Source organism: Blautia sp. An249 (assembly GCF_002159835.1).
In the GTDB taxonomy this organism is placed as follows: domain Bacteria; phylum Bacillota; class Clostridia; order Lachnospirales; family Lachnospiraceae; genus Blautia_A; species Blautia_A avistercoris.
Map to the genome: position 1 here is coordinate 1 of NZ_NFJL01000023.1, position 12,830 is coordinate 12,830.

The window sequence follows — 12,830 nt, forward strand, 5'->3', positions numbered from 1 at the left end:
TTCGGCTATGTCCTTCCCACTACCGGGCGGATTTGGGACTTGCACCCTTAAGAAACGTGCGCCGCCAGGCGCACTAGGAAAAGACCGCCGCGGTTCTCTCTGCAGCAGTCTTTCACATTTCTTTTTCTTATCTATTTTTCTTCTTTCTGAAGCTTCATCATCTTAACAATTTCCTGATATTTTCCGGTAATATATTCGTAATTCTCTCTCTTATGGGGAATCAGACAATTACTGCAGTCTTTAATTCCGCTTTCTGTATAACGGTAATTACCTCCGCATTTTTTCCCAAGTGCATATAAGGGACAATAACAAAAAAGACAATTAAAATTGTCCGGATCATCTGTCTTATGACAGGGAAAATATTCACATTTCTTATGACTAAAAAACGAATACTCTTTCTTCTTCCAGTCCATTTTCGCCTCCATAAAAAGAGGTAGCGATCCTACTTCGGACATTGACTCAAACCGTTCATGAGTGCGCGGAGGGAACGGACTCCGAAGTAGATCGCCTGCCATTTAATCATGTATAATTCATATGAACAGGCGCATTCCATAAAAAAATGTCTGCTCAGCCAAAGCAGACAACGTCAGGATCGACTACAGATCCTGATTGGTTAAAACACTTTCACCGGAAGCTTTACCTCGCCATATAAAGCAGGTTTCCTGGCTCATGGGTCAATGCTTGGTTCACCTTCTCACATCTAGGATGCAATGGTATCCCGAACGTCGCTCTCCATATACAGTGACCGGATCGCTCAGGCTTCTCACCTGATTCCCTCTCATCTTACTGCCACAAATCAATAAGAACACTTTATATGTTCAATATGGAATTATACTGGAAATATAATAACACTTTTTCTGAAAGATGTCAATTTTCCAGAAAAATTTTAATCACATTTGAACAGGCGGCTTTTAACAGAAGCCGCCTGTTCCTTTTTTATTCTACTATACTGAAGACCCCCACCAGAGCCAGGACTGCCGAAACAATGGCCATGGCAATGGACCACACAAACAACAATACAAAAGTTTTATTTTCATCTATGGTATTCTTCAGTTTCTCATCTCCGGTGACCGATGACAGAATCATGCCTCCCACACTGGACGCCGGGCTGAAACAGGCGCTGGAAGATCCTATCAGCATACAGCTCAGAAGTCCCACAGCCGTCACATTTCCGCCCACCTCTCTGGCAAGATCGCCCACAGTAGGCGTCAGAGTCGGCACAACTACGCCCAGAGTAGAGGAAAACCAGGACATGATACTGGCGGTCATGGCAGATACGCCTCCTACTGTAGCCGGAGTCGTTAATCCTGCAATCAGGTTGGTCAGAATATCAATTCCTCCGGATCCGATAACAATATTCATCAGCATTCCCACACCTGTAACCATCATAATAGTATTCCAGGGAAGGGTTTTAAAAGCTGTTTTTTCATCTACCACACCAATCAGAATTAAAAATACAGAAACCATCAGACCGATGAGTCCCGAATCCTTTCCAAAGGCCATTATGGAGACAACCATCACCAGAAACCCGGCCAGTGTAATCCAGTGCTTTACTGTCAGCTTACCTGTTTCCAGCTTAATTTCTCCTTTGCCCTTTACTTTATATCCTTTAAACCAGATAAAAGCCAGAATGGAAATTACAGCCATGGAAATGGTCATATTCACAGTCAGTACAAACAGGCCTTTTTCGATTCCCTGTTCTGCCAACAGATTTAAAACAATATTTCCGTCAGGGGAAATCTGTGTATACCGGCCTGCCTGGGCTCCTGCATTTGCAATAATCATCATCATAATGGGATCATATCCTGTGGCATGAACCACAGGAATTGTTACTCCCACCACAAAAGCAAGTCCCGCAAATCCTCCTGCGAGAGCAGATACTGCCCACCCGGAGAGAAATAAAAGCACAGGCGCCAGCCATATCTGTTTTCCAAACAGATTTATCAGTTTCTTCATCAGCAAATCCAAAACACCGTTGGTACTGATAACCCCAAACAGCAGATTCAGACCTAATAAGGTAATAAATAAAGAAACGCTGTACCCGGAAAGGATTTCCTCTTTGCTGTACTGGTTCGTCATATACCCCAGAATCACCGCCGACATCATAGCCAGCATACCTACATTCATCTTTTTAAAAAACCCCACGCCGATTACTACAAATAATATAACTAACGCAATAATGCCAAGATTCATTTTAACACCCCATCTTTCTGTCAAAAACAGCATCTGCCGGCCGTCTTCTTTTCCTCCTTAGTCAGATACTTTCCCATTTTGCCACAACCCGGTCTACCATTTTATGACAGCATCCCGTGTAATTCATAGGCTCCAGTACCTCGTCCAGGACCTCCTCGCTTATCTTAGATGTTACTCTTTCATCCTCTTTTAATACCTCTTTCAGCATCCGATCTTCCTCGAAGGCTTTCATAGTGGCCTCATAAATCACATCATGGGCATCCTGCCTTCCAAGATACTGGCCCAGCGTCAGCATAACCCGCTCAGACACAATCAGCCCTCTGGTCATATAAAGATTTTTATGAATCTGTTCCTTTCTGACAATCATGCTGTTCAGAATTTCTTTCATCATACTCATGGCGCCATCCAGCATAATGCAAATCTGAGGAATATAACTCCATTCCGTCTGCCAGAAAGACATATCTCTCTCATGTTCCTGAATCATGGCTCCATAACTTAAAACTGCATTGGCCTGTACAATCCGGCAGGTTGCCAGAATATTTTCGCAGACCATAGGATTCCTTTTATGGGGCATCGTACTGGATCCTACCTTCCCCATAGAAAAACTCTCTTCCAGCTCACAGATTTCCGTTCTCTCCAGATTAATAAATTCATTGGCGATCTTTCCTACCGTTCCTGCGATAATAGCTACTGTAGATGCAAACTCTGCAAATCCGTCCCGTGCCACATGCCAGGTTGACACAGGCGTATGCAGACCCAGAATCCTGCACATTCTGTCCTGAACTTCCAGCCCCTGTTCACCCAGAGACGCTAAAGTTCCTGCCGCTCCTGCAAGCTGTCCTGTCAGATACCGGCTCTCGCCCTCTTCCAGTCTCTCTAAATGTCTTCCCAATTCATCTGCCCAAATGGCAATTTTATATCCCAGTGTAATGGGCACTGCGTGCTGTCCATGGGTTCTGCCTGCCATGGCTACGTTTTTGTTTTCTTTTGCTCTTTCAAGACAGATTCTTAGCAGAGCTTTCACCTGATCGGTAATAATCTTATGGGCGTCCCGGATTTGCATGACTACAGCCGTATCCATAATATCCTGGGTGGTGGCTCCCCAGTGAATCCAGCCTCCGGCCTTCTTTCCGCAGACACGTTCAAATTCTCTGATCTGAGGCATAAGCGGATGGGAAGTGGTCACAAATCCCTCACGGATACTGTCCATGTCCATATTTTCCCATTTTGCACATTCCCGAATGTGCTTTGCAGCCTCCTCTGGGACAATTCCCAGACTCTCTTCCGCTTCCGCTAATGCAGCCCAGCAATCCACCCAATTCTGTACAAGCTGCTCATCTGAGAATACCGCTCTCATCTCCGGCGTTCCATACTGGTTGCAAAACATTTTTGAATCAATTACAAATGATGCCATACTTATTTTCTCCTTTTCTTTTTCTTTCCCTGTTATTCTGTTAAATCAACTATAGCAATCCCAATATTTTTTGTACAATATTTCTTATCTTTTGTATTATAGTCTGAAACTATAGCAGGATTAATGATAAATATTTTACTTTTCACACTCTCTTTTTCTATAATTAAGTTATAAAATCCAGGAACAGGAGGAGTGTCAAACTATGAGATACCGTATCGAAAAAGATTCTATGGGAGAAATTTCCGTTCCTTACGACCGTTACTGGGGCGCACAGACTCAAAGAAGCTGCGGGAACTTTTTCCCAACCCTCGAAAAAATGCCGATGGAAATGATTTATGGATTAGCTGTTGTTAAGAAAGCCGCTGCTCTGACCAATTGTAAGACGGGCAAATTAGATAAAAAAAGAAAAGATCTCATCGTCACCGTCTGTGACGAAATTCTGGAGGGGAAACTGGACTTTCATTTTCCTCTGGTGGTATGGCAGACAGGAAGCGGTACGCAGACGAACATGAATGTAAATGAAGTGATTGCTCATCGGGGAAATGAAATTGCCGGGGAAAAACTGCTGCATCCCAACGATCACGTAAATATGTCCCAGAGCTCCAACGACGCTTTTCCCACCGCTATGCATATCAGCGCCGTACTGGAGATTAAACGCCATCTGTTTCCCGCTCTGGAGGAGGGAATCCGCATTACGAATGCTCTGGAAGAAGAAAACCGGCACATTCTGAAAACCGGACGGACGCATCTGCAGGATGCTACCCCTATCTCCTTCGGCCAGGAGATCTCCGGCTGGAAAGAAATGCTGATACAGGATAAAGAAATGATAGAAGAAGCCGTAAAAAAACTGTACCGTCTGGCTCTGGGCGGCACTGCCGTAGGGACGGGATTAAACACACCTGAAAACTTCCCCGCCTATGCAGCGTCAGAAATCGCAGAGTTAACCGGGATTCCCTTTTTCACCAGCCCCAATAAATTCCACGCCCTCTCCAGCAAAGGCTCTTTCGTTCATGTGCATGGGGCTCTGAAAGCCCTTGCCGCCGATTTGATGAAAATAGCCAATGATGTCCGCTGGCTTTCCAGCGGTCCCCGATGCGGTCTGGGGGAAATTACGATTCCGGAAAATGAACCCGGAAGTTCTATTATGCCCGGAAAAGTCAATCCCACTCAGTGCGAAGCGCTGACTATGATTGCCGTACAGGTGATGGGGAATGACACAGCGGTATCTGTCGCCGCCTCCCAGGGAAATTTTCAGTTAAACGTATTTATGCCTTTGATTATTTATAACTTTTTGCAGTCCGTCCGCCTTTTAAGCGGAGGATTTTCTTTCTTCCTGAAAAAATGTCTGTGCGGCATCCGGCCCAATACAGAAAAAATGGAAGAAAACCTGAACAAATCTCTTATGCTGGTAACGGGATTAAATCCTTATATCGGATACGATCAGGCAGCCAGAATCGCAGAAAATGCCCATAAAAACAACCTTTCTTTAAAAGAATCGGCCGTTTCTCTGGGCATTCTCACTGAAGAACAATACGACAGTTATATTGTCCCTTCCAAAATGATTTAATGAAAAAAATCAATCAGTTTTTTGGCACTGGAAGAAAGATAGCGGTCTTTCTTCCAGAAAAATCCTGATTCATACAGAACAGGTTCCAGAAATTCTCTGGCGCACAGACTGGAATTATTGCGAATCAGTTCCGTTTCATCCAGAAGTACGGCGATTCCCAGTCCCTGAGCCACCATATTAAACACAGTAGCCTGCTCTTTTACATGTTGTATTTTTACATGAACGTTCTTTCTCTCCAGCTCGTTTAAAAACAGCTTTTCAGAAAAGGAAGTTCCTTTACGGTACATGATAACCATACGGTTTTCCAGTTCATGGATGTCAACCTTTTCTTTCCCGGCCAGCTCATCTTCCACATTCAGCAGCAGTTTCAGCTCATCTTTTACCAGAGATTTACTGGTAATTTCCGGATCTTCGTTAATGTTTACGACTCCATAGCCAATCTCCAGCTCGTCCCTGCGGATTCCGTCAAGAATCTCATAAGTGCTTCCCTCTTCGATCAGAAGTTCAATTTCCGGATACCTGGCGTGAAACTCTTCCATCAGTATGGGCCAGAGCCAGGCGCCTACCGTAACAGGAAATGCCAGTTTTAAGGTTCTCTTTTCCGTCTTCTTTAAATCTTCCATAACTTCTCTGATATGATTTACCTGTTTTAACAGCACATCACTTTCACGGAGCAAAACCGCGCCTTCTCTGGTAAGCATCACCCGTTTATTATCCCTTACCAGCAGTTTTACCGAAAGTTCTTCCTCCAGTCTCTGAATCGCCACGCTTAAAGATGGCTGAGAGATATGAAGCTGCCGGGCTGCCCGGGTATAATTCTTTGTCTCGCATAAAGTTTTGAAATATTCTATCTGACGTATTTCCATGTTCCCTGCTCTCCCGGCATATGCCAAAGGTCTGTTAGTCTGTCATATTTCCCGGAAATCTGGGAATTCCCGCAAAACCGGCCTCTAAGTCTTCATCCGTCGGAATGTAGTCGCTCATGGTTCCGTTATTAAAGTTCTCATATGCATACATATCAAAGTAGCCGGTACCTGTCAGGCCGAATACGATTGTTTTTTCTTCTCCGGTTTCCTTGCATTTTAAAGCTTCATCCATAGCTACCCGGATTGCATGGGCGCTTTCCGGAGCCGGAAGGATACCTTCCACTCTTGCAAATTCCTCAGCCGCCTGGAAAACAGAGGTCTGTTCTACGGCTCTTGCCTCCATCAGTCCGTCATGATAAAGCTGGGAAAGAACTGCACTCATTCCATGGTAACGGAGACCGCCTGCATGGTTTGCAGATGGGATAAAGTTGTTTCCTAAAGTATACATTTTCTGAAGCGGCGTAACCATTCCTGTGTCACAGAAATCATAGACAAACTTTCCTCTGGTAAAGCTCGGGCAGGAAGCCGGCTCCACAGCGATAATCTGGTAATCTCTTTCTCCCCGGAGTTTTTCTCCCATGAACGGAGAAATCAGTCCTCCCAGGTTAGATCCGCCTCCGGCGCACCCGATAATCATATCCGCCGTTACACCGTATTTATCTAACGCGGTTTTCGTCTCCAATCCGATAACTGTCTGATGTAATAAAACCTGATTCAGCACACTTCCCAGTACATAGCGGTATCCTTCCATGGATGTGGCCCGCTCTACTGCTTCTGAGATGGCGCAGCCAAGGCTTCCTGTGGTTCCCGGATGCTCTTTTAAAATTTTTCTTCCCACCTCGGTGGTATCTGAAGGAGACGGGGTTACCTGGGCGCCGTAGGTTCTCATGACTTCCCGGCGGAACGGTTTCTGCTCGTATGAGCATTTTACCATGTAAACCTGGCAGTCCAGATCCAGATAAGCACAGGCCATGGAAAGGGCAGTTCCCCACTGTCCGGCTCCTGTTTCTGTGGTCACGCCTTTTAACCCCTGTTTCTTGGCATAATAAGCCTGGGCAATGGCGGAATTCAGTTTATGGCTGCCGCTGGTATTATTTCCCTCAAATTTGTAATAAATCTTAGCCGGTGTGTCTAATTTCTTTTCCAGACAGTAGGCGCGAACCAGAGGAGAGGGACGGTACATTTTATAAAAATCGCGAATTTCATCCGGTATATCAATATAGGGAGTGGTATCGTCTAATTCCTGCTTTACCAGTTCCTCACAGAAAACCTGTCCCAGTTCTTCTGCTGTCATGGGTTTTAAGGTTCCGGGATTTAACAGCGGGGCTGGTTTATTCTTCATATCCGCCCGAAGATTATACCACTGTTTCGGCATCTCACTTTCTTCCAGATAAATTTTGTAGGGAATCTCACTCATACTTATATCTCCTTTCTTTTCTCTTTTCTTCTATTTTGTAAAACCACTTTCCTGAAGCGCGCGCATTTTGCCCGAAGGGCTTTTTATTATACGAAAGTCAGATGGCTCCTTGCTTCGCACTCCCGCAGTCCGCACAGCCACGAAGCGGTAAAATTGCATTATTGCAGCGTGTACATTTTGCCCGAGGGGATTTTATTATACGAAAGTCAGATGGCTCCTTGCTTCGCACTCCCGCCATCTGCTGACAGTACTCGCACTTTCCGGTCTGCCTGACGGCATCCCTCGTACTCGTACTGTCCAGCCCGTCCTATGTCCGTGCGTCTGTGCAAGCAAGCTTGCCATCCGCACAGCCGCAGTCCGGGACTTTCTCAATAAAAACGCCCTTGCCCCTGCATTTTCATGCAGGGACAAGAGCGATAAACTCCTGCGGTGCCACCCGGCTTGACGGGAATTCTCCCATCCACTCTTCGCATACCATTGATATGCTGTATTTGATAACGGAGTTTCCTCTCCGGCTTGCATACTCTGTTCCGCTCGCCCTCAGAAGTCCATTCCTCTCTGCTCTGTGTGCCATGTTCCAGCACCCATGGCTCTCTGTGTCATAGAAACAAAGAGTACTTACTCTTCTTCACTGGTTTTTCTTATGAACTATTTATAACATATTTCAAAAACACTGTCAATCCTGTTTCCCCTCTCAGTCCGTGCAGGAATAGACTTTCTGATCCTTCCGGAACTGACGCAGTACAAAAAAGATGGTGTAAACAGCCATAAATCCCGAAACAGAAGGAGCAATTGTACCGATTACCGCCAGATTGTCGGGAAAATAGGTATCAGCCACCCAGAGCAGCGGCATACGCAGAGCCAGCGCTCCGAAACAGCAGCTAATCATAGTAAATACCGTCTTGGATCTGCCATTGAGATACCCGTTCAGACAAAAGACAAAGGAAACTGCCAGGTAGTCGAAACTGCAGGTCCGAAAGAAGGGGATCCCCTCTGCAATAATATCCGGGTCACTGTTAAATACCCCAATCATACTTTCCGGTGAAATCTGAGCCCAGAGAAAGAACACTCCAGAAGCCACCACCGCAAAGGCTATCCCTGCACCCAGGGACTGCTTCGCCCTTGTCAGTTTTCCCGCTCCGTAATTCTGAGCCGTAATCGCCGCCAGGGCGCTTGCAACAGAGGTTGCCGGAAGCATGGCAAAAACGTCGTATTTGCTGGCGATTCCCACTGCTGCCGCCGCGTCCACACCCAGACGGTTGGTAACAGAAGTCAGATAGAGAAAGGACAGCCGCACCATACACTCCTGAAAAGAAATGGGAATCCCCACCATGGCCAGTTCCCTGGCCTGCCCTTTGTCAATCCGGAAATTTTTCAGTCTGAAAGTAAAAATAAAATTCTTTTTGTTAAGATAGAGGATGGAACAGATCATACTGACTCCCTGGGATAAAACCGTGGCAAGAGCGGTGCCGGATACTCCCAGACCGCAGTATTTTACAAATACAACGTCTCCGATAATATTCAGAATACAGGAAAGCCCCACAAAGTACATGGGCCTTGTGGAATCTCCGTATCCTCTGAGAACTGCGCTGATTGCATTATAACCGCAGATAAAAAAGATTCCCCAGAAACAGATAGTCACATATTCTCCGGCCAGTTTCACAGATTCCCGCGGCGTCTGCAGAACCTGCAGAATTTCATCTGTAAAAATCAGCATCACAAAGGTTAAGAGAACGGCAATCACAGCAAAGATGGTAAGAGTCGTTCCAATCATCTGCCGGGTTTTCTCCTCTTCCTGTCTTCCCACATATTTTCCCACCAGTATTGTTCCTCCTAAAGTCAGGCCGGAGACCATGCTGGTAATAATCTGGGTGACCTGAGTCCCTGTGGAGACTGCCGCCACGCTTTCGGGGCTGCAGTACCATCCAATCACCATTAAATCCACTGCCCCATATAAAGCCTGGATAACATTGGCAATTAAAAAAGGGATGGAAAACTTTAATAATACACGAAATACATTTCCTTCTGTAAGCAAATGATTCTCATTCATCTTTTGTTGCCTTCTTTCTTTTTCATGTCTTGAATTTGTGACATAATATTAAACCCTCCAGTTACTGGAGGGTCAAGGTTTTTTTATGGGAATCTGAATCTCTGTTACGTATTGACTGATATCATTGGTAAATCCCGAATCTATCAGCGTAATTTCCACGGAAGCTCCCTGGCAGCGGTATCCTTTTTCTTTCATATAGTCCAGCAGTTTCAGATAATGCTCCCGGGCCTGGCTGTGAGTTCCCGTAAAACGCCGGGTAAGGTAAATCCCTTCTTCCAGATACTGCTCCGCTCCTGTGTAATGATCCTCTTCTTCCAATAACACAAAGATGCCGGAGAAGTTTTCAAACTGCCGGTTCATCATGTTTTCTTTGGAAATTGAGACTCCCACTTTTCCCAGAAACATAACCGGATTCAGGTCATAGCCGCATTCCAGCTCCCGGATAGAATATTCCAGATCCTCCCCCAGAGGAATTTCCTTTCGCAGAAAAGCGATCTGGCGTTTCCCGTAACAGACTTCCTGAATTCCCTCATCCACGGTTTCTGTGGCGTCTTTCAAATCCTGAAGCCGGTACTGCAGTTTCCGCTCCATCTGACATAAAACTTCAATCTGCTTTTGTATTTCTTCCTGCTGTTCCCGCAGCAGCCCCTCTAATATCTGCACATCCCGGTTCTGGAAGAACAGGCTGATTTTCTTCAGGGGCATTCCCAGCGTACGCAGGTATTTAATGGTATTCAGTCTCTCAAACTGTCTTGTAGAATAAAACCGGTAGCCGGTTCTTTCATCTGTTTCCTCCGGATGAACCAGGCCGATCTCATCATAGTAACGCAGCGTCCGAATGTTCATCTGGAAAAGTTTCGCCATCTCCCCGATGGTAAATAAATTTTTCATTTTTCCTCCTGGATCAGATCAGGATGCCGCATCCCTGCAGCATCCTGAATCTTACATATTTTCTTTTAAATGTCCCAGTCTGCCGGCCGCCAGAAACCGTACTTTTGTTTCTTCTGGACCGTAGGCACCCGGTAAATCTTGGCTTCTTCCTTTCCTCTTAAGATTCTCAGACCGCCGAAGGCCAAAGCATCCATTTCATTTTCCCCGGGCATAATAACCACCGGGGCAATAAAGCTTACGTATTCCTTCACCATATCCGTAAGCATCTTCGAATAGGCCACTCCTCCTGTGAGAATAATCGCATCGGTCTCTCCCTTCAGCACAATGGAAAGAAGACCAACTGCTTTTGCGATCTGGTATGCCTGGGCATGAAAGACCAGCCTGGCCGTTTCATCTCCGTTTCGGATTCTCTCTTCAATCACTCTGCAGTCGCTGGTTCCCAGATGGGCATACATCCCGCCTTTTCCGCGAACCATTTTCTTCATATCTTCCCGGGTGTAATCTCCCGAATAACAGAGCTGTACCAACTGCAGAGACGGCACGCTCCCCGACCGTTCCGGGGAAAACTGTCCGTCGTCGTCTCCCAGAGAATCAATAATCTTTCCCTCACAGTGGACGCTGGCGGAAACTCCTCCTCCCAGATGAACCACCAGAAGTTTCAGAGATTCGTAGGGAACCCCTTTCTCCCGGGCGTATTTTATGGCCATGGCCCTGCTGTTCAAAACATGACAGAAGCTTTGGCGGATAATTTTGGGGAAGCCCGTCACCTTGGCAACCGGCTGCAGCTCGCTGGAGGTAACCGCATCATAGATATAAGCCGGAATCCCCAGGGAATCCACAAATAATTTTCCCAGCATCCCCCCTAAATTAGAAGCGTGGGGAGAGCTTAAATGATCGTGCTCCAATGCATAAAACAGATCTTCATTCACCAGATAACCGCCGGTCTGCAGCCCGAAGACCAGTCCTCCACGGCCCACCACTGCGGAAAATTCCGTGGGATGAACCTGCGCCTGCTTTAAAAATCTGTGAATGACCTCCATGCGGAAAGGAATCTGATCCGGTATCCTTTCAAATCTTTTGATTTCTTCCTGGGAATGTTCATAATTCTCCTGGAAGACTCGTTTTTCGTCCTCATAAATGGCAAGTTTCGTGCTGGTTGAACCAGGATTAATGATTAACAGTTTATATCCCATACACAGCCCACCTTCCTGCACAGCCGGGAAATCTGAAATTAAAAATATTCCTCTGCCAGTTTCTTAAATGCGGGCAGTGAATTCTGGATGGTCTCATAGGATACGCAGTAAGCCAGCCTTACATAGCCCGGGCAGGCAAAGGAGCTTCCCGGCACCATCAGAATATTATATTTCTTCGCCGCATTACAGAATTCTTTTTCATTGGGAACCGGAGACTTCACAAACAGATAGAAAGCTCCCTGGGGCTTAATACACTCAAATCCGCACTCCTTCAGTCCCTCATAAAGAGCCGTCCGGTTTCTGTCATAGTAGGCAATATCCACTTCCGCATCCACACATTTTCCGATTACTTTCTGAATCAGCGAAGGTGCGTTGACACTTCCCAGAATACGGTTTGCAATGGTGGCCGCGCTGATTACCTCTTCACTGTCCTCTACTTCATCGGGGATGACCAGATAGCCGATTCGTTCTCCCGGAAGTGACAGGGATTTGCTGTAAGAATATCCCACAACCGTGTTTTTATAATATTTCGTCAGGTAAGGAACCACTGCTCCGTCATAAACCAGCTCCCGGTAAGGTTCATCGGAAATCAGATAAATCACCCGGTTAAACTCTTTTTGTTTCTCTTCCATGATTCTGGCAACTTCCTGAATGGTTTCTTCCGAATAGACAACTCCTGTGGGATTATGGGGATTATTAATGATAACCGCTCTGGTCTTCTCTGTAATCTTCTGGGCAAACTCTTCCAGGTTCGGCTGGAAAGTGGCCGTATCCGGAGAAACTTCTACTAAAACTCCGTCATAATTTCTCACATAAGCCCCATACTCCAGGAAATAGGGTGCGAATACAATCACTTCTTCTCCCGGATTCAGCACCGTCTTTAAGATTACGTTCAGGCCGCTGGCAGCCCCCACAGTCATAATCAGGTTTTTCCCTTCAAATTTCGTTTCAAATCTGCGGTTCAGAGACTCTGCAATGGTGTCCCGCACATCTTCAAAACCGGCATTACTCATATATCCGTGGAGAACCACCGGATCTTCCTTGGTTACTAAATCAATTATCGCTTCTTTTACACATTCCGGCGCAGGCACATTGGGATTTCCAAGACTGAAATCAAATACCTTGTCTGCCCCGTATTTTGCTCTCAGTTGATTTCCCTCTTCAAACATGGCGCGAATGGCCGAATTATTTTCCACATATGGTCTCATTTTTTCCGAAATCATTGAATTCCACTTCCCT

At 45.9% G+C, this 12,830-nt stretch carries 10 protein-coding genes, 1 riboswitch and 1 other annotated feature; of the genes, 1 reads left to right on the forward strand and 9 read right to left on the reverse strand.

All coding sequences use genetic code 11. The features are described 5' to 3' along the window. Positions 1–131: 131 nt before the first annotated feature. From B5F53_RS16525 to purB, 3 genes are all read right to left on the reverse strand, one after another. A complete protein-coding gene (locus B5F53_RS16525) occupies positions 132–413 on the reverse strand; it encodes a cysteine-rich small domain-containing protein (RefSeq protein ID WP_330396232.1) in 282 nt (93 codons plus the stop codon). Between the two features lie 222 nt (positions 414–635). Next, a riboswitch (cobalamin riboswitch) is annotated at positions 636–828 on the reverse strand. Positions 829–936: 108 nt separating this feature from the next. Beyond that, entirely contained in the window at positions 937–2,217 is a 1,281-nt protein-coding gene (locus B5F53_RS16530; RefSeq protein ID WP_242970356.1) for an SLC13 family permease, read from the reverse strand. A gap of 37 nt (positions 2,218–2,254) precedes the next feature. Beyond that, entirely contained in the window at positions 2,255–3,607 is a 1,353-nt protein-coding gene (purB, locus tag B5F53_RS16535) for an adenylosuccinate lyase (RefSeq protein ID WP_087225713.1), read from the reverse strand. 202 nt (positions 3,608–3,809) lie between these two features. Here purB and fumC point away from each other — a divergent pair, with 202 nt between their 5' ends. Continuing rightward, complete coding sequence (gene fumC / locus B5F53_RS16540) at positions 3,810–5,174, forward strand: class II fumarate hydratase (protein ID WP_087225716.1); 1,365 nt, start codon at positions 3,810–3,812, stop codon at positions 5,172–5,174. Here the strand turns inward: fumC and B5F53_RS16545 are convergent. From B5F53_RS16545 to B5F53_RS16570, 6 genes are all read right to left on the reverse strand, one after another. Further along, a complete protein-coding gene (locus B5F53_RS16545; RefSeq protein ID WP_087225718.1) occupies positions 5,171–6,040 on the reverse strand; it encodes a LysR family transcriptional regulator in 870 nt (289 codons plus the stop codon). The two genes, fumC and B5F53_RS16545, sit on opposite strands and share 4 nt — an antisense overlap. Before the next feature lie 34 nt (positions 6,041–6,074). Next, a complete protein-coding gene (locus B5F53_RS16550) occupies positions 6,075–7,463 on the reverse strand; it encodes a TrpB-like pyridoxal phosphate-dependent enzyme (protein WP_087225721.1) in 1,389 nt (462 codons plus the stop codon). A gap of 394 nt (positions 7,464–7,857) precedes the next feature. After that, positions 7,858–8,098, reverse strand: a binding site (T-box leader). A gap of 53 nt (positions 8,099–8,151) precedes the next feature. Then, a complete protein-coding gene (locus B5F53_RS16555) occupies positions 8,152–9,507 on the reverse strand; it encodes an MATE family efflux transporter (RefSeq protein ID WP_087225725.1) in 1,356 nt (451 codons plus the stop codon). Between the two features lie 72 nt (positions 9,508–9,579). Beyond that, positions 9,580–10,398 carry a MerR family transcriptional regulator gene (locus B5F53_RS16560; RefSeq protein WP_087225728.1) on the reverse strand — a complete coding sequence of 273 codons (819 nt, stop codon included), beginning with the start codon at positions 10,396–10,398 and terminating at the stop codon, positions 9,580–9,582. A 65-nt stretch (positions 10,399–10,463) separates the two neighbouring features. Continuing rightward, entirely contained in the window at positions 10,464–11,591 is a 1,128-nt protein-coding gene (gene buk / locus B5F53_RS16565) for a butyrate kinase (protein ID WP_087225731.1), read from the reverse strand. Between the two features lie 38 nt (positions 11,592–11,629). Next, positions 11,630–12,814: a pyridoxal phosphate-dependent aminotransferase gene (locus B5F53_RS16570; protein WP_087225733.1), complete on the reverse strand. Its 1,185-nt coding sequence runs from the start codon at positions 12,812–12,814 to the stop codon at positions 11,630–11,632. Positions 12,815–12,830 lie beyond the last annotated feature (16 nt).